17 protein-coding genes are annotated in these 15,816 nt (G+C 65.6%); 8 read left to right on the top strand and 9 right to left on the bottom strand.

The annotated features are described in order from the left end of the window. Positions 1 to 5: 5 nt before the first annotated feature. The 7 genes from J2X38_RS11865 to J2X38_RS11835 are packed head-to-tail and all read left to right on the top strand — an operon-like array spanning position 6 to position 5,795. The gene (locus J2X38_RS11865; RefSeq protein WP_310254280.1) at positions 6 to 653 is read left to right on the top strand and encodes a glutathione S-transferase family protein; all 648 of its coding nucleotides are present in this window, start codon (positions 6 to 8) and stop codon (positions 651 to 653) included. Continuing rightward, positions 650 to 1,630 (top strand): thiamine pyrophosphate-dependent dehydrogenase E1 component subunit alpha, encoded by a 981-nt coding sequence (locus J2X38_RS11860; RefSeq protein WP_310254278.1) that lies wholly within the window; start codon positions 650 to 652, stop codon positions 1,628 to 1,630. Before J2X38_RS11865 ends, J2X38_RS11860 begins: the two co-directional genes overlap by 4 nt. Further along, positions 1,627 to 2,619, top strand: coding sequence for an alpha-ketoacid dehydrogenase subunit beta (locus J2X38_RS11855; protein WP_310254276.1), 993 nt, complete (start codon positions 1,627 to 1,629; stop codon positions 2,617 to 2,619). Before J2X38_RS11860 ends, J2X38_RS11855 begins: the two co-directional genes overlap by 4 nt. 4 nt (positions 2,620 to 2,623) lie before the next feature. Beyond that, positions 2,624 to 2,854 carry a biotin/lipoyl-containing protein gene (locus J2X38_RS11850; protein WP_077145288.1) on the top strand — a complete coding sequence of 77 codons (231 nt, stop codon included), beginning with the start codon at positions 2,624 to 2,626 and terminating at the stop codon, positions 2,852 to 2,854. Further along, positions 2,851 to 3,243 (top strand): nuclear transport factor 2 family protein, encoded by a 393-nt coding sequence (locus J2X38_RS11845; RefSeq protein WP_310254274.1) that lies wholly within the window; start codon positions 2,851 to 2,853, stop codon positions 3,241 to 3,243. The genes J2X38_RS11850 and J2X38_RS11845 overlap by 4 nt, the downstream gene beginning before the upstream one ends. A 3-nt stretch (positions 3,244 to 3,246) precedes the next feature. Further along, entirely contained in the window at positions 3,247 to 4,896 is a 1,650-nt protein-coding gene (locus J2X38_RS11840) for an FAD-dependent oxidoreductase (protein WP_310254272.1), read from the top strand. Beyond that, positions 4,893 to 5,795 carry an NmrA family NAD(P)-binding protein gene (locus tag J2X38_RS11835; protein WP_310254270.1) on the top strand — a complete coding sequence of 301 codons (903 nt, stop codon included), beginning with the start codon at positions 4,893 to 4,895 and terminating at the stop codon, positions 5,793 to 5,795. Before J2X38_RS11840 ends, J2X38_RS11835 begins: the two co-directional genes overlap by 4 nt. Here the strand turns inward: J2X38_RS11835 and J2X38_RS11830 are convergent. From J2X38_RS11830 to J2X38_RS11820, 3 genes are read right to left on the bottom strand one after another with little or no spacing between them, the layout of a single operon-like run. Further along, positions 5,792 to 6,589 carry a TIM barrel protein gene (locus tag J2X38_RS11830; RefSeq protein ID WP_310254268.1) on the bottom strand — a complete coding sequence of 266 codons (798 nt, stop codon included), beginning with the start codon at positions 6,587 to 6,589 and terminating at the stop codon, positions 5,792 to 5,794. The two genes, J2X38_RS11835 and J2X38_RS11830, sit on opposite strands and share 4 nt — an antisense overlap. Continuing rightward, positions 6,589 to 8,016, bottom strand: a complete 1,428-nt coding sequence (locus J2X38_RS11825; protein ID WP_310254266.1) for an aromatic ring-hydroxylating dioxygenase subunit alpha — start codon at positions 8,014 to 8,016, stop codon at positions 6,589 to 6,591. Before J2X38_RS11825 ends, J2X38_RS11830 begins: the two co-directional genes overlap by 1 nt. Before the next feature lie 17 nt (positions 8,017 to 8,033). Continuing rightward, a complete protein-coding gene (locus J2X38_RS11820) occupies positions 8,034 to 9,263 on the bottom strand; it encodes an SRPBCC family protein (RefSeq protein WP_310254264.1) in 1,230 nt (409 codons plus the stop codon). Positions 9,264 to 9,361: 98 nt separating this feature from the next. Between J2X38_RS11820 and J2X38_RS11815 the strand changes: the two genes are divergently transcribed. Further along, on the top strand, positions 9,362 to 9,898 hold the full coding sequence (locus tag J2X38_RS11815; protein WP_310254262.1) for a VOC family protein: 537 nt from the start codon (positions 9,362 to 9,364) through the stop codon (positions 9,896 to 9,898). Here the strand turns inward: J2X38_RS11815 and J2X38_RS11810 are convergent. The 6 genes from J2X38_RS11810 to J2X38_RS11785 all read right to left on the bottom strand — a co-directional run bounded on the left by J2X38_RS11810 (position 9,895) and on the right by J2X38_RS11785 (position 15,811). Continuing rightward, positions 9,895 to 10,665 carry a helix-turn-helix transcriptional regulator gene (locus tag J2X38_RS11810; RefSeq protein WP_058536520.1) on the bottom strand — a complete coding sequence of 257 codons (771 nt, stop codon included), beginning with the start codon at positions 10,663 to 10,665 and terminating at the stop codon, positions 9,895 to 9,897. The two genes, J2X38_RS11815 and J2X38_RS11810, sit on opposite strands and share 4 nt — an antisense overlap. A gap of 92 nt (positions 10,666 to 10,757) precedes the next feature. Then, positions 10,758 to 11,966, bottom strand: a complete 1,209-nt coding sequence (locus J2X38_RS11805; RefSeq protein ID WP_310254257.1) for an acyl-CoA dehydrogenase family protein — start codon at positions 11,964 to 11,966, stop codon at positions 10,758 to 10,760. An 8-nt stretch (positions 11,967 to 11,974) separates the two neighbouring features. After that, positions 11,975 to 13,123: a thiolase family protein gene (locus J2X38_RS11800; RefSeq protein ID WP_310254256.1), complete on the bottom strand. Its 1,149-nt coding sequence runs from the start codon at positions 13,121 to 13,123 to the stop codon at positions 11,975 to 11,977. Further along, the gene (locus tag J2X38_RS11795; protein WP_310254254.1) at positions 13,120 to 13,512 is read right to left on the bottom strand and encodes an OB-fold domain-containing protein; all 393 of its coding nucleotides are present in this window, start codon (positions 13,510 to 13,512) and stop codon (positions 13,120 to 13,122) included. Before J2X38_RS11795 ends, J2X38_RS11800 begins: the two co-directional genes overlap by 4 nt. Continuing rightward, on the bottom strand, positions 13,509 to 14,570 hold the full coding sequence (locus tag J2X38_RS11790) for an acyl-CoA dehydrogenase family protein (protein ID WP_310254252.1): 1,062 nt from the start codon (positions 14,568 to 14,570) through the stop codon (positions 13,509 to 13,511). The genes J2X38_RS11795 and J2X38_RS11790 overlap by 4 nt, the downstream gene beginning before the upstream one ends. Continuing rightward, entirely contained in the window at positions 14,567 to 15,811 is a 1,245-nt protein-coding gene (locus J2X38_RS11785) for a cytochrome P450 (RefSeq protein WP_231732556.1), read from the bottom strand. Before J2X38_RS11785 ends, J2X38_RS11790 begins: the two co-directional genes overlap by 4 nt. Between the last annotated feature and the right edge of the window lie 5 nt (positions 15,812 to 15,816).

The raw sequence follows: 15,816 nt of genomic DNA, 5'->3' as shown, positions 1-15,816 counted from the left end.
GGGCGATGAAACTCTATCAGTCGCTTGGCCCCAATCCGCGCGTCGTGCTGATGTACCTCGCCGAAACGGGGCTGACGCTCGACCGGGAGTTCGTCGACATCATGGCGGCGGAGAACCGCCGGCCCGATTTCTATGCGAAAAGCCCGCTCGGCCATACACCTTTGCTGGAGCTCGACGATGGCAGCCATATCGTCGAAAGCATCGCGATTTGTGAATATCTGGCCGAAACGCACGCGGCGAACGAACTTCTCGGCGCGACGCCGGAACAGCGCGCGCGCACCCGGATGTTCGTGCGCATCGTCGACCAGCTCGTCGTCGTACCGATGACCGCGGGCTTTCGCGGCGCCGAAGGCTTGTCGATGTTCAGGGACCGGGTGCTTTGCCTGCCCGATGCCGCCGCCGACCTGAAGCGGCTTGCGGCGAGCGGACTCGAAGCCGTGAACAATATTATCGGCGCGGGACCATGGGTCGCGGGCGAGCGCTTCAGCCTCGCCGACATCCTGCTCTATTCCTTCGTCGAGTTCGGCGCGCTTGTCGGGCAGCCGCCCGATCCCGCGCTGACCAGTCTCGCCGCCTGGCGTGACCGCGTTGCCGCCCGTTCCAGCGCCGCCGCCAGCGCCAACCCCCAACAGGGCATCGGAGAGCCTGCATGACCGACATGACGATCGATCGCGACAAGTTGCGCGACATCTACACCCGCACGATGCGCGTCGCGCGCGCCGACGAGAAATTCCGCTCGCTGCTGATGACCGGCAAGCTTGCAGTCATCTATTACACCGTGCGCGGGCAGGAATTGGTGTCGGCGGCGGCGATGGCGGCGCTTGAACAGGATGATTATCTCGTCACCACATATCGCGGCCAGCACGACCAGATCGCCAAGGGCGTGCCGCTGAACCCCTTGTTCGCCGAGATTGCGGGCAAGGTCGGCGGGACCTGCCGCGGCAAGGGCGGGTCGATGCACATCACCCATCCCGAAACCGGGGTGATGGTGACGACCGGCGTCGTCGGATCGGGGCTGCCGATCGCCAACGGACTTGCGCTCGCGTCGCAGAACCGTCGCGACGGGAAGGTGACGATGGTCTGCTTCGGCGATGGCGCGACCAATATCGGGGCGTTTCATGAAGCGATGAACATGGCGCAGCTCTGGAAGCTGCCGGTGATCTTCCTCTGCCAGAACAATCGGTACGGCGAGCACACCGCCTTTGCCGACCATACGAAGGTCGATTCGATCGTCACCCGCGCCAGGGCGTATGGAATGGAGGGCGTGAAGGTCGACGGCAACGACGCGATTGCGATGTACAACACCACCAAGGCGGCGGTCGATCGCGCGCGGGCGGGCGAGGGGCCGACGCTGATCGAGGCGATGTGCTACCGGATGATGGGGCATTTCTTCGGCTCGGACTTCTCCTACATGCCGAAGGAGCATCTCGCCGAGATGGCCGCGGAAGACCCGCTCCCGCGGCTCCGTCAGCTGATGCTCGACCACCAGTTCACCGAGGCCGAGCTCGACGCGATCGTCGCCGACCTCGACGCCCAGATGGACGCCGCCGCCGACTTCGCCGCGAACAGCCCGCTGCCGGGGCCAGAGGAAATCCGCAAGGATGTCTTCGAAGAGGAGATTGCGGCATGAGCGCGCAGATCACGATGACGCAGGCGATCAACCGCGCGATCGACGAGGCGATGGCCGAAGATGAAGGCGTGATCCTGCTCGGCGAGGATGTCGCGGCAAAGCAGGGCGGCGGGGTTTTCAAAATCTCGTCGGGGCTGACCGAGAAATATGGCGAGAAGCGCATCCGCGCGACGCCGATTTCGGAGCAGGCGATCGTCGGCGCGTGCGTTGGCGCGGCGCTCGCGGGCTTCCGCCCGATCGCCGAGATCATGCTGATGAACTTTGTGACGGTGGCGATGGACCAGATCGTCAACCATGCCGCGAAGCTGCGCTTCATGTCGGGCGGGCAGACCCATGTGCCGCTGGTGATCCGCACCACGACGGGCGTCGGGGTCGGCTTCGGCGGGCAGCATAGTGACATGCTCGAAGCCTGGTTCGCGCATGTCGCGGGGCTGAAGGTCGTCACCCCGTCGAACGCCGCCGATGCGCAGGGGCTGATGCGCGCGGCGATCGCGTGCAACGACCCCGTCATCTTCATCGAGAATATCCTCTGCTACGGCCTCAAATCCGACGATCCGGGGCCGGGGCATGTCGTGCCGCTGGGCAAGGCGGCGGTCGCACGCGAGGGCAGCGACTGCACGATCGTCACCTATGGCCGCACGGTGCTCGACGCGCTCGAAATCGCGGGCAAGCTCGCCGAGGAGGGCATTTCGGTCGAGGTCATCGATTTGCGTACGATCGCGCCATACGATGAGGCGACCGTCACCGCGTCGGTCGAAAAGACCGGCCGTGCGGTCGTGCTCCACGAGGCGGTCAAGCAATATGGTACCGGCGCCGAGATCGCCTCGCGCCTCAACGAAAAACTGTTCGGCAAACTGAAAGCGCCGGTCACGCGTATCGGCGGCGCCTTCTCGGCGGTGCCGATGGCGAACGCGCTCGAACAGGCATGGATCCCGAACAAGGATGCGATCGCCGATGCGGTGCGCGCCGCGGTGAACTGGAAAGGCTGAGGCGATGGCGGAGGAACTGCGCATCCCGAAGATCGGCATGTCGGCAACCGAAATGACGCTGAACGAATGGATGGTCGGCGACGGCGAGCGCGTCGAGGTCGGCGACATCATCTATACGGTGGAGACCGACAAGACGACGGTCGAGATCGAGGCGCAGGTCGCCGGCACGATCCGCCCGACCGGGGTCGAGGGCGAGGTCTACCCGGTTGGCGCGCTCGTCGGCACGATCGAATGACCCCGCTCGAAGCCAGCAAGGCGATGTATGCCGCGGTCGCGAGGGGCGAGTGGGATATGGTGGCCGACTTCATGGCCGACGACCTCGTCATCTACGAACCGACCTCGCTGCCCTATGGCGGCGAATGGCGCGGGCGCGATGCGCTGCAGAAGCTCTACGCGCATGTGATGGGCTATTGGGAAGAGCCCGTAGTCCGATGGATGGAGCTGGTCGGCGGCGAGAAATATGCCGTCGCCTTGCTCCACTTCACCGTCACCGCGAAATCGAGCGGCAAGCGCTTCGAGACGCATATCGCCGAGGTCACCGAATTCGACGATGCAGGCAAGATGGCGTCGATGCGCATCCATTATTTCGACACCGCGCATATGGTCGAGCAATTGAAGGCATAAGAGATGAGCGAAGCGCCGCACGTCATCGTCCTCGGCACCGGCGGCGCGGGGCTGACCGCCGCGATTTCGGCGCACGAAGCCGGCGCGCGGGTCTCGCTGTTCGAAAAAGGCGATCAGGTTGGCGGGACCACGGCGTGGTCGGGCGGGATGATCTGGATCCCGAACAATCATCATGAGGGGGCGCTCGGCGTCGAGGACAGCCGTGACAAGGCGCTGACCTATCTGATGTCGATGTCGCACGGGCTGATGCAGCAGCATCTCGTCGAAGCCTTCCTCGACCACGGGCCCGAGATGGTCGCGTTCCTCGAAGCGAACACCCCGGTGCAGTTCCGGCCAATTCCGGAATTTCCGGACTATCACGCGGAGTTCCCGGGCGGGATGCCGAACGGTGGGCGCTCGCTCGATTGTCCGCTCTTTTCCTTTCACGAACTGGGCGAGTGGGCGGACAAAGTCACGCTATCGCCCTATTATCCGATGCCCTATTTCTCGATCTACGACACGCCGCTGGGGCAGGCGAAGCCGCAGCCACTGGCGCCCGAGGAGTTGAAGCGCCGCATCGACGCCGATCTGCGCGGCAGCGGACAAGCGCTGGTCGGGCGGTTGCTGCGCGCTTGCCTTGATCGCAGGATCGAGCCGCAGACGGGGCATCGTGCGGCGCGGTTGATCATGGACGGCGACCGCGTGGCGGGCGTGGTATTTGAGACGGCCGATGGCGAGGTCGAGATCGCGGCCGACGCGGTGGTGCTCGCGACCGGGGGGTTCGAATGGGACAAGGATTTGCTCCGCGCCTTCATCCGCGGGCCGATGACGCATCCGCTGAGCCCGAAGACCAACACCGGCGACGGGCTCAAGATGGCGATGCGCGTCGGCGCGATGCTCGGCAATATGCGCGAAGCCTGGTGGATGCCCGTCGCCGAGGTTCCGGAGAGCGAATGTTCGACCGGCAAGACGCTCGTCGCGGGGCAGCGCAGCCTGCCGCATTCGATCATGGTCAACCGCGCGGGCAAGCGCTTCACGAACGAGGCGGCGAACTACAATGCGATCGGCGCGGCGTTCCACGATCAGGACGTCAGCGCGTTCGACTATAAGAACCTGCCGTGCTGGCTGATCTTCGACGAGCAATATATCGACCGCTTCGGTTTCGGCATGATCAGCGGCGAGCGCGGCGTCGCGCCGCCGCAATGGGCGATGCGCGCCGAAAGCCTGGCCGAACTCGCGGCTCGGCTCGGTATCGATGCCGATGCGCTCGAAGCGACGGTCGAGCGCTTCAATGGCCATTGCGCAACCGGGCGCGATCCCGATTTCGGGCGCGGCGATGCGGCGCACGATCAATGGTGGGGCGACCCCGACGGGCGCGGCTCTACTGCCGCGACGCTGGGACCGATCGGCAAAGGGCCGTTCTTTGCGGTCGAGATCAAGAGCGGCGCGCTCGGCACCAAGGGCGGGCCGCAGACTGATGCCAACGCGCAGGTGCTGAGCGTCGACGGCGGGGCGATCCCCGGCCTTTACGCCGCGGGCAATGTCATGGCGTCGGCGATGGGCATGACCTACGGCGGCCCGGGCGGGACGATCGCCCCGGGAATGGTGTTCGGCTTCCTCGCAGGGCGTCACGCCGCGAGGGTGTCGGCGAAGCGGCTGGAGGGCGCGGTATGAAGAAGATCATCGTCCTCGGCGCGCCCGCCGATCAGGGGATTCCCTTGCTCACGGCGCTGAAGGCGAGAGGGCTTGAACCCACCGCCGGCGTGCGGCGACCCGGCGCAATGACGGCGACGCCGCATCCCGATGTGCCCGAGGTCGCGGCCGATCTCTACGACGTCGCGAGTCTGACCGCGGCGTTCAGCGGGCAGGATGCGGTGGCGATGCACCTGCCGTTCGAATTCGACCGCGCGCGCGCCGCGACGATGGGGCGTAACATCGCCGAGGCGGCGCGGCTGGCGGGGCTTCAGAAGATCGTCTTCAACACGAGCTGCTTCGTCGCCGACCATGACCTCGGCCTCTCGGCGCACGACGGGCGGCGCGATATCGAGCGCGCGATCCACGACAGCGGCGTGCCCTATGTGATCGTCGAACCGATGGTGTTCATGGATAATATCACGCGCATCTGGTCGCGCCCGGCGATCGTGAACAGCGGGGTGTTCGCCTATCCGGCGGCGGCGACGCTGAAGATCAGCTGGGTCTGCCTCGAGGATGTCGCGGCCTATATGGTCTCGGCACTGCTCCACGAGGATCTGGTCGCCGACCGGATCGCGGTCGGCGGTCCCGAGGCGCTGGTCGGCGCCGAAGTCGCCGAGCGGCTGAGCGTCGCGGCGGGTCGCCCGGTGCGGTTCCAGAGCCTGTCGCCCGACGAATTTGCGGCGCGGATGAGCGAGCTCGTCACCGGCTCGCGCGATGTCCAGCCGGCGAGCATCTATGACGGGATGGCGAAATTCTATCGCTGGTACAACGACCAGCCGGTGTCGCCCGTCGCGCTCGACGCGGTGCCCGCGGCGCGGTTGCTGGGGGTGACGCCGACGCCGTTTGCCGGATGGGCCGCGCGGCAGGACTGGACCTAGGCCGCGAACCAGCGCTGCGTCGCCGCGAGCAGGCTTCGTGCGCGATCGGCCGCGTCGGGATGATCGTCTCGCAGGGCAGCGCTCCGCAGTTCGACGCTGAGCGGAGTCGTCGGCGGCAACTGCGCAAGCAGGTCGTCCAGTGGCAAGTCGCCGTCGCCCGGCATCAGGCGCAGATCGAGCGCTTCGCGGATGATTTCCGCAACGTCGCTCGGCGGCGGGCCATGCGCCGGGGCATCGCAGAATTGCGCATAAGGAAAGCGCCGCGGGTCGACCGAATTGAGGTCGGCAGGCGAGCCGCCGGTCCGTGCGAGATGTAACGGGTCGATCAGCAGGCCGAGATTATCGCAATCGGCGGCATCGAGCAGGGCGACCGCGCTCGCTATGTCGCCGACCGTCGTGAACGCAGCGAACTCCAGACAGGCGCGCAGGCCCACCGCGGCGGCGTGGTTCCCGAGCCGGTTCAGCTTGCCCGCGGCCCGTCCGGTATCGTCTTCCGAGCTGACGATCAGGACATTGCGCGCGCCGATCGCCGCGCCCGCATCGATCGCGGCGAAATGTGCCGGATCGTCGGGGCCGGGTTTCAGCCAGATCACCTCGATATCGAGGATCGTAAGCCCGGCGTCGGCGGCGCGGTCGCGGACCTCGATCGTCGTTGCGGGCGTCCAGCTTTTGGGGTCGTACCAGATGCCGGCCGCCGGCCAGCCGCCCGCGATCGCGGCCGCGACAGTCTGCTCGGGTGAAAATTCGGGCAGCACTCCTGCCGCGAGCGACAGCAGCGGGGCGGCGCGCGCCATCAGCCGGGAAGCTCACCGTCGATATATTTGCCGAGCGTGCGGTGGAAATGGCGGATGCGGCTCTCTTGATAATGGCCGAGCTCGATCACGCCGCCCGGCGACGATTTCATGCCCTCCTGCACATAGGGGAGATTCTCCATATCCTGGTCGAACACCCCGGCGAGCGCGGCACCGATCAGGTGGCTGGCGCTGGCGAAGGGCTGGTCGCCCGGGATCAGGTGCATCGGCGCCGAACGCGGCGGCTTTTCGCCCTTCGGCGTGCGCATCAGGATGCGGACCTCCATCAGGCTATGGTCGGCGTCGCCCCACGGCCGCCAGCGATAGACGATGTTCGGCACCAGCCCGCCCCACGGCGCCCAGTTGGGGAAGACGTTATAGGTGAAATTGTCGAGCATCTCGCTGTCGGTCGCGGCTGAATAATCATGCCCGTTCATCGCCGAAAAGGCGTCGCGGTTCGCCTGCGCCAGCACCTTGCGCGCGAGCATCGGATCGTCGGCGTCGAAGCCTTTCAGGTCGGCCGGATCGCCGGTCGCGCGCCGCGCCCGGCTGTCGCCCGCGCCGATGAAATCCTCGAGCGATTTGAGGACATAGAATTGATCCTTGCCCTTGATATGCGGCGACATCGCGCCCGCAGGGGTGATCGCGCGGTTGAGGAAGTCGCCGTAGAGGTCGTAGCGGGTGTTCGCGTCGGCGGTGAAGCCGAGGATCTGCGGGTGGGTGACGATGCTGTGCCACGCCTCCATGAAGGCTTCGGCGACCGCTTTCCAGTTCGCCGGGATGACGCGCCCGACCCATGCGGCGGTATGGCATTCATCGAGCCGCCAATTGTCATAATGCTCGACGCCCGGGCCGACCCAATCGCGGAAGCTGGGCAGGTCATGGTTCTCGGTGACGAGGATGAAGCCTTGCCAGCGATCGACCTTCAACTCGGGCAGGCTCATGTCCTTATCCCCGAGATGTTTGAAGTCCCATGCGCAGGGCGCTTCCTTGAAACGGCCGTCGTGGTGCCAGGAAAAGCCGTGGAAGGGGCAGCGCAGGTTCACCGCAGGGCCGCTCTCGGTCCTGAGCTTGCGCCCGCGATGGAGGCAGACATTGTAGAAGGCCTTTACCGAGCCGTCCTTCTGGCGGACGAGGAGGATGCTCTTTTCGTTGATGTCATAGACGACGGTGTCGCCGGGATCGGGCATATCCTCTTCGCGCGCGGCAAATTGCCAGATGTTCGGCCACATCTTCTCGCGTTCGAGCTTCGCCCAATCCTCGCTGACATAACGGTTGATCGGAATTGGGGCGTCGCCGAGTTCCTGATTCGATTCGGCGAACAGATAGTCGGGAACGCGCCGCGTATCGGCCTTCAGCATGTCGGTGTAACTGGTCCCGGGGCAACGATCGTCGCGGTTGTCGGCCTGGGGAGGACTGAGGTCGTTCATCACTAACTCCGGAAAGGTCAGGCGATCTGGTCGAGCGGCATCTTGCACGCCGCGGCGATCGAACGGTGGACGCCGTGCAGCGCGGGCTCGTTCGCGCCGAGCACGACGCGGAAGTCGTCGGGCGCGGTCATGAGATTGGCGTAGCCGTTGCTCGCGACGCGATAATCCTCGGTCTGGACGACGGTCGCGGTCGCGTCATAAGCCATCTCGCACATCGCGCGATGTTCGTCGCTTTCGACGCCGAAGGGGGCGTAGACCGCGAACTGGCAGAACATCTTGCCCGCGCCGTCGGGAAAGAGGCGAAACACCTGCGTGAAATAGACGCCCGGGGTCACCGCGCCGAAGAAGATCACGGTGTTCGGGAACAGGAAATGCACCCCGCCATAATCGGTTTCGGGCCACTCGCTCTCGTCCTTGCCGACGAGCGCGCCGATCGACAGGTCGGGAAAACTGACGCGGTGGTGGCGCCCGATCGGCTCATAGACGTTGCGGTCGCTGTAATGCGTGCCGCCGATCGTCGAGGCGTGGAGCATCTTGAAATGATAGCCCTCGCCATAGGTGTCGAGCGCGAATTTCCAGTTGGAGTCGGCCGTCAATATGCCCTTCTTCACCGGTTCGGCGCGCTGGAGTTCGAGCTGCGCGAGCACCGGACCGAAATCGCCGAGATGCGCGACGGCATCGATCGGTTCGCCGCCCGGATTGGCGCGGACGAAGATCAGGCCGAGGTGCTCGGTGCAGGGAAGCTCGATCAGGTTGCGCGCGCCGATCTCGCAGTTTGCGAAGCCCTCCTTGCCCGGCTGGCCGACAAGTTCGCCCGCCGGATCAAAGGTCCAGGCGTGGAAGGGGCAGACGAGGCGCGGCCGAGGGCCGCTCCAGGGTTCTTTCTCTTCGACCAGCTTGGCGCCGCGGTGCGTGCACATGTTGAGGAAGGCGCGGGCGACGCCGTCCTTGCCGCGCGTGACGAGGATCGACGGGCCGACCGAGTCGAAGACGAGCGTGTCGCCCGCCTTCGGAATGTCGCCCGACAGGCCGGCGACGATCGGTTCGTTCCGGAAAATATGCTCCATCTCGGCGGCATGGCGTGCTTCGCCGGTGTAGATGGATTTGTGGAGCGGCAGCGGCGCTTCCGCACGGTCGGTGCGGTTTTCGGCGACGATCGAAACCAGTTTGCGCAGTCCCGCGCGCGCATTGCGCTTGCGGACGGCGAACCAGTCCTGCGGCGCGATCTTGGGATCGGACTCGGCCATGGCTCTCCTCACATTTTGCCCAGTATGACTCCGGGTCTCGAAAGGCTTATCGCACAAAGCCCGGCGCTTGTGCGCTATCGCTTTTGAGGGGGAGATCAATGCCCGGACCCAAATCGCTCGCGTCGCTCGGCGACATCATGCAGCTCGCCTTTGTGCCGTCCGATTTCGACGCCGCGATCCGGCACTGGACCGGGGTGATGGGCGCGGGACCGTTCTTCCTGCTACCCAATGTGTCGCTACCCGGCGGGCGCTATCGCGGTGAGCCGAGTGATCCGGTCTTCACGATGGCGCTCGGCTATTGGGGCGACATGCAGATCGAGCTGATCCGGCCCGAGAATGACGCGAAATCGCTCTATCGCGGCGAATATGCGGTGGGCGAGGGACTCCACCATATGTGCGTGCTGGTGGATTCTATCGCCGCCGCGCGGGTGCGCTGCGAGGACATCGGAGCGGAGATCATTTTCGAGGCGCCGGTCGGCGACACGGGCGGGGTCATCTACGCCGATCCGGGCACTGGCCCCGGCACGCTCATCGAGCTGCTCCAGCCGCAGGCGAGGACGCGCGAACTGTTCGCTATGATGCGCGATGCGGCGAAGGACTGGGACGGCAGCGAACCGCTCCGTTCGCTGGGCTAGCTGTTCGCGCCGAGATACCCGAGCTGCCCCGCCTTGAAGATCGTCTGCGCGCGGTTGACCGAGTTCAGTTTCTCGCCAGCGCGGTGGACGTGATAGCGCACCGTCGCGTGGCTCAATGAAATGATCATGCCGATCTCGCGGTCGGTCTTGCCGATTGCCGCCCAGCGCAGGCATTCGACCTCGCGCTTCGACAGCTCGCAGTCCGAGGGAATGCGCCGCTTGGTCCGCATTGCCGAGGCATAGCCCGCGATGAAACGCCGCGTTGCGAGCGCCAGCGTGTCGCCGATCGCCGCGAACAGGTCCGACAGATCGGTGATGTCGGGATCCGACGGTTGAAAGCTGTTCGCCGAAATCTGCCCGAACGGCAGATGGACGGGAACGACGATCGCCGCTTTGTACCGATCGTGCGCCGAAAAATAGCGCGAGAGGTCGATATCATCGAGATAGGGGTTGGGCTGCGCGGTACGGAAACCTTCGGCATTGCACCAGAAAGGCTCGCTTTCGTACCGGCACGAGCGTGGCAGCGGCGAGTGGAGCGCCAGCCTGTGATCTTCCCACCAGCGCTCGCCATCGCCGAGCCAGCCGAACAGGTCGGCGGCGAGCACCGCGCCGTCGGCGTCGACCATCGTTTCCTTCGACGCGATATCGTCGCAGAGCGCCGCGCGCAGGCCATAAGCCGCTGCATAGTCGCGCAGCACCACCGCCGCGTCGTGGATATCTTCCACGCAGCGAACCGTGACCGCGTCGACGAGGGTCCTGGCATCCATTGGGGGTGCGAACCCGTCGATCGGCAGTTTTTCTGCCTGTTCTCCCATCAGCGGGACTATTTCACACTGGCCGGCAAGTCGCAATGCATGTGTCATAAGCGGAGCACCGTCTTTGCTATGATGTTTTTCTGAACTTCGCTCGAACCGCCGAATACGGTCCAGGCACGGCTGTTAAGATAGCGGGCGGCCGCGACCTGCGCGTCGTCATCGCCGATCGCGGGCGGCGCTTCGTTGCCATAGAGCGGACGGACGGTGGGCAGTTGCAGGCCGTCGTATCCGTGCAGGTCCATCGCGAGGCCATCGATCCGCTGATGGATCTCGGACGAGAGCAATTTCACGAGCGAGGTTTGCGGGCCGGCAGGGCGGCCCTTCGCGATATCGGCGAGGATGCGCAGCTCGGTCGTTTCGAGCGCTTCGGCCTCGAGCCGCAGCCGCGCGATCCGCATCGCGATCTGGATATCGCCGCCGAGCGAACCATTGTGCCCGCTCGGCGCGACGCCCGCGAGCGCTTCGAGATGGTCGATCGCGCGGATCAGGCGCGGCGCATGGAACGATCCGCCGCGTTCGTTTTCAAGCAGGAACTTCGCGATCGTCCAGCCCTGACCCTCTTCGCCGATGCGGTTGTCGACCGAGGTGCGCGCGCCGTCGAGGAAGACCTGGTTGACCTCATGATCGCCGGCCATGGTAATGATCGGGGTCACGGTGACGCCGGGCTGGTCCATGGGGACGAGCAGGAAGCTGATTCCCGCCTGTTTCTTCACCTCGCCATCGGTGCGGACGAGGCAGAAGATCCAGTTCGCGTGGTGCGCGTGGGTGGTCCAGATCTTCGACCCGTCGACGACATATTCGTCGCCGTCGCGCCGCGCGCGGGTGCGGAGCGAGGCGAGGTCGGAGCCGCTTTGCGGTTCGGAATAGCCCTGGCACCAATAATCGGTCCCGGCGCGGATCGCGGGCAGGAAACGGTCCTTCTGCTCCTGTGTCCCGAAGGCGCAGATCACTGGGCCGACGAGGCGGAGGCCGAGCACCGAGAGCGCCGGCGCGCCGGCGATCGCGCATTCCTTTTCAAAGATATAGCGCTGCATCGGCGTCCAGCCGGTGCCGCCGCAATCCTCGGGCCAGTGATAGGCGACCCAGCCCTTGTCATTGAGGATGCGGTGCCAGACGAGGCCGATATCGGGTTCGACAAAGACGCCGGGGGTGCGCCTGGCACCGTCGCGGACATAATCGGGAAGCGAGGCGCGGAGGAAGTCGCGGACCTCCTCGCGGAATTTGAGTTCGTCTTTGGTGAGGTCCAGATCCATGCGTTCCGCTAGCGTTCGAGGATCGCCACCGCCGACAGGCCGGGCGCTCCATAGACATGAGAATAACCGACCTTGGGGCCGTTCGGCACCTGCCGCGCGCCGCCGCGACCACGCAGCTGCAGCGTATTTTCATAGACTTGCCTGAGGCCCGAGGCGCCGATCGGCTCGCCGCACGCGAGGCAGCCGCCGTCGGTGTTCACCGGCATTCTGCCGCCGATCTCGCTCCACCCTTCGGCGAGCCATTGTTCCTGTTCGCCGTCGGTGCAGAAGCCGTTTTCGGCCATGTGCATGATTTCGGCGCCGCTTTCGGTGTCCTGCAACTGTGCGACGGAGACGTCTTCGGGGCCGATGCCCGCCATTTCGAAGGCGGCCTTGCTGGCGACCTCGGTGGGTTTGCCGCCGCCATGGACGCTGATCGACGGCGCGAAGACCTCGAACGATCCTTCGGGTCGGGTGCGGAAGGCGACACTCGCGATGCGCACCGCGTCGGCGCCGAGTTCACGGACCTTCTTGCCGCTCGCGAGAACGAGCGCGACCGCGCCCTCGGCGGGCGAGCAGAACATATATTTGGTCAGCGGATCGTTGACGATCGGCGCATTCAATATCGTGTCGAGATCGACCGGCGAACGCCGCCACGCATGCTCGCATAGCGTGCCGTTGCGAAACGCCTTTTCGGCGACGAGGCCGAGGGTGCGACGGCTGATGCCGTGGAGTGCCATATAGCGCTGGATCTTCAGCGCAAAGAATTGCGTCGTCAGCATCATGCCGGTTTCGCCATACCATTCAGGCAGGCCGTAATCGGACGGCTTGGCGTTGAAGGCGCCGCGCGGATGCTTGTCGAAGCCGACCGCGAGCGCGATGTCGCAGGCGCCCGCGGCAATGGCGTTGCGTGCCGCGGTCAGCGCGCTGCCGCCGGTCGCGCAGCCGTTCGCGACGTTGATGAAGGGGACGCTGGTCAGCCCAAGCTCGTTGACCATGATGTCGGCCGAGCCCGCAGCGGCCGAACCGCCATAAGCGAATTCGACGTCGCCCCATTCGATCCCGGCGTCACCCAGTGCTTCGCGCACCGCGAACACACCCTGATCGCGCCCCGAGCGGCCGTCGGTGCGGCCAAAGGGATGGATGCCCGCGCCGATGATATAGACGTCGTCGTTCATGGCTGGCGCTCCGGACGGAAGGCATAGGTCGACCGCGTATCGTCGAAGGCGACGACGGCGAAGGTCATCGGCATCCCGATGACGAGGTCGGCCGCTTCGGCGTCGACGATCCGCGTCTCGACGATCACTTCGCCGGGCAGTTCGACATAGCCGATGAGGAAGGGCTGGAAGGGCTGCGGACCGCTGTACGGTTCCTTGGGCTCAAAGCCCTGCGTGGTCCACGACCAGAGCGTCCCCTTGCGCGACAGCGCGACCGGTTCGACCAGCGCGGCGGCGTCGCCCGAAGGCACGGGAAAGACGATCTCGCCATTGGCGCGGCGCCCGCCGATCAGCCGCGGTTCGGCCTCGTCGGTCCACAGGCCCGGCGCGACGGGGGCGAGCGCGCTCATGCCGCTCTCGCATAGGTGCGCAGGCAATGGTCCTGATCGCCGAAGAATTTGTCGAGCAGCATAACGCGCTTCAGCGCATGGCCGATCGCGAGCTCGTCGGTCTGGCCCATGCCGCCGTGCATCTGCACCGCCTCGAGTCCGATCCGCGTCGCCGCTTCGCCGACAAAGGCTTTCGCGCCCGCGGCGATGCGCGGCCAGTTCGCATCGTCGGTCGTTGGGTCGAGCATCGCGGTGCGCAGCACCATCGAGCGCGCCTGTTCGAGCGCGGCATAGCATTCGACGAGGCGGTGCTGGAGCGCCTGGAAGCTGCCGATCGCGGCGCCGAACTGCTGGCGCTCGCCGACATAGGCGAGGGTGTCGTCGAACATCGTCTGCGCGAGCCCCAGCATCTCGGCCGCGGCGAGCAGGCGGGCGTCGCCGATGACGCGCTGGAATTTCGCTTCGGGCAGTTCGAACAGCTCTGCAGGTGCGCGATGCAGGTCGATCGTCGCGCCGTTCGAACCGTCGATCACCGGATAGTCCTGCCGCACGACGCCGGCGGCTCCCTTCGCGACTTTCGCGAGCTTGTTGTCGGCGACAGTGACCAGCAGCGTGTCGGCGAGGGGCGCGCCGAGGACGAAGGTCTTGGCGCCGGTGAGATGAGCATTTTCGGCTTTGGTGGCTACGGCTTCGATCTCATAGCGACGCCCCGGTTCTGCAAAGGCGACGGCCGCGAACTGCGCGCCCGAGGCCAGCTCGCAGACCAGCGCGCCATCGCCCGTTGCTGCCGCAAGCCGGATCGGCAGCACGCCATTTTCGAGCCAGGGGTCGATCGCGACTCCTTTGCCGAGCGCTTCGGCGACGAGCGCGAGGTCGACCATCGTTCCGCCGATGCCGCCCATTACCTCGGGCGCGGCGAGCGCGAGCAGGCCGAGGTCGGCGACCTCCTGCCAGCGTGCGCGCGAATAGCCGCCGTCGACCCCCCGCATCGCATGCCGCGCGGCGATGTCGACCGGCCCGAGAAAGCGGCCGATCATGTCGCGCGTCAGCTGCTGGTCTTCGTCGAGGTCGAAATTCATGCGCGCCGCCGGAAGCTGATCGGCAAGGTAGTGAGCCCGCGAAGCAACATGTTCGGCGGCCAGCTCGGCGTGTGACCCTCGGCAACGCGGAAGTCGGTGAGTCGGGTGAACAGTTCCGAATAAGCGACCGCCATTTCCTTGCGGCTCAGCATATTGCCGACGCACATATGGATGCCCTTGCCGAAAGCGAGATGGCTGCGCGCATTGGCGCGCTCCATGTCGAAGCGGTCGGGGTCGGGATATTTGGCGGGATCGCGGTTCGCCGCGGCATATCGGAGCTGCACCATCGCGCCCTTCGGGATTTTGACCCCGCCAAGCTCGGCGTCCTTCAGCACCATGCGCCACATGCCCGCGGTCGGGCTCTCGGTGCGCAGCACTTCCTCGACAAGATTGATGATCGCGCGGTCATTGCCTTCGTCAGCGGCGGCGACGGCTTTTGCCATCTGGTCGGGGCTTTCGATCAATTGAAGCAACCCGCCGGCGAGCGCCGAGGTCGTCGTCTCGTTCCCCGCGACCATCAGCTGCTGCATGATCGACAGGATTTCGGCATCCTCCAGCGGACGTTCGCCGTCGACCTCGGCATAGACGAGGTCGGAGAGCAGGTCGTCGGTGCGATTGGCGCGGCGCTCGTCGATCTTCGCTTTCACATAATGCTGGAATTCGACCACCTCGCGCGCGCATTCGAGTTCGCGTTCCTTCGGGATCATCCGGCCGAGCCGGTCGACGAAGGCGTCGGACCAGCGCTTCACGCGATCGAGGTCGCCCTCCATGCCGATCTGGCTCGCGATCATCGCGACGGGCAGTGGAATGCCGAAATCGCGGACGAAATCGGCGTCGCCTTTTGCCGCCATCTTTTCGATCAGGTCGACGACCACCCCGCGCATATCCTCCTCGATCGCCGCAACGCGCTTCATCGAGAAGGCGAGGTTGACGAGTTTGCGGAAACGCGTGTGCGTCGGCGGGTCGGCGGTCAGCAGCGTGTCGACCTGCGGCCAGCCCTCGGCGAGGATCGCGGCGACATCGCCATCCTCGGCCATTGCGCCCGACAGCGTGCCCTGGAAATTGTTCGAGAAGGTGTCGACCTCGCCGGTCGCTTGCGAACAAAGATCGTAGGAGAGGACGAGGAACATCCCTTCCGACAATTGCACGACGGGGCTCTTGGGCATCCAGGCGCGATAATAATCGAACGGGTCCGCGATGACCTGCGGGTCGAAGAAACTGCTTGCGGCGATATCGTTCACGCGCC

The organism is Sphingopyxis sp. BE235, from assembly GCF_031457175.1.
GTDB lineage: Bacteria > Pseudomonadota > Alphaproteobacteria > Sphingomonadales > Sphingomonadaceae > Sphingopyxis.
The sequence above is the reverse complement of the archived record's forward strand: the minus strand, read 5'-3'. Positions and strand labels throughout refer to the sequence as shown.

Excerpts from the sequence above, each read along its gene's own strand:
- J2X38_RS11865 (WP_310254280.1), top strand. The coding sequence starts at position 6 with ATGAAACTCTATCAGTCGCTTGGCCCCAATCCGCGCGTCGTGCTGATG.
- J2X38_RS11860 (WP_310254278.1), top strand. The coding sequence starts at position 650 with ATGACCGACATGACGATCGATCGCGACAAGTTGCGCGACATCTACACC.
- J2X38_RS11855 (WP_310254276.1), top strand. The coding sequence starts at position 1,627 with ATGAGCGCGCAGATCACGATGACGCAGGCGATCAACCGCGCGATCGAC.
- J2X38_RS11850 (WP_077145288.1), top strand. The coding sequence starts at position 2,624 with ATGGCGGAGGAACTGCGCATCCCGAAGATCGGCATGTCGGCAACCGAA.
- J2X38_RS11845 (WP_310254274.1), top strand. The coding sequence starts at position 2,851 with ATGACCCCGCTCGAAGCCAGCAAGGCGATGTATGCCGCGGTCGCGAGG.
- J2X38_RS11840 (WP_310254272.1), top strand. The coding sequence starts at position 3,247 with ATGAGCGAAGCGCCGCACGTCATCGTCCTCGGCACCGGCGGCGCGGGG.
- J2X38_RS11835 (WP_310254270.1), top strand. The coding sequence starts at position 4,893 with ATGAAGAAGATCATCGTCCTCGGCGCGCCCGCCGATCAGGGGATTCCC.
- J2X38_RS11830 (WP_310254268.1), bottom strand. The coding sequence starts at position 6,589 with ATGGCGCGCGCCGCCCCGCTGCTGTCGCTCGCGGCAGGAGTGCTGCCC.
- J2X38_RS11825 (WP_310254266.1), bottom strand. The coding sequence starts at position 8,016 with ATGAACGACCTCAGTCCTCCCCAGGCCGACAACCGCGACGATCGTTGC.
- J2X38_RS11820 (WP_310254264.1), bottom strand. The coding sequence starts at position 9,263 with ATGGCCGAGTCCGATCCCAAGATCGCGCCGCAGGACTGGTTCGCCGTC.
- J2X38_RS11815 (WP_310254262.1), top strand. The coding sequence starts at position 9,362 with ATGCCCGGACCCAAATCGCTCGCGTCGCTCGGCGACATCATGCAGCTC.
- J2X38_RS11810 (WP_058536520.1), bottom strand. The coding sequence starts at position 10,665 with ATGGATGCCAGGACCCTCGTCGACGCGGTCACGGTTCGCTGCGTGGAA.
- J2X38_RS11805 (WP_310254257.1), bottom strand. The coding sequence starts at position 11,966 with ATGGATCTGGACCTCACCAAAGACGAACTCAAATTCCGCGAGGAGGTC.
- J2X38_RS11800 (WP_310254256.1), bottom strand. The coding sequence starts at position 13,123 with ATGAACGACGACGTCTATATCATCGGCGCGGGCATCCATCCCTTTGGC.
- J2X38_RS11795 (WP_310254254.1), bottom strand. The coding sequence starts at position 13,512 with ATGAGCGCGCTCGCCCCCGTCGCGCCGGGCCTGTGGACCGACGAGGCC.
- J2X38_RS11790 (WP_310254252.1), bottom strand. The coding sequence starts at position 14,570 with ATGAATTTCGACCTCGACGAAGACCAGCAGCTGACGCGCGACATGATC.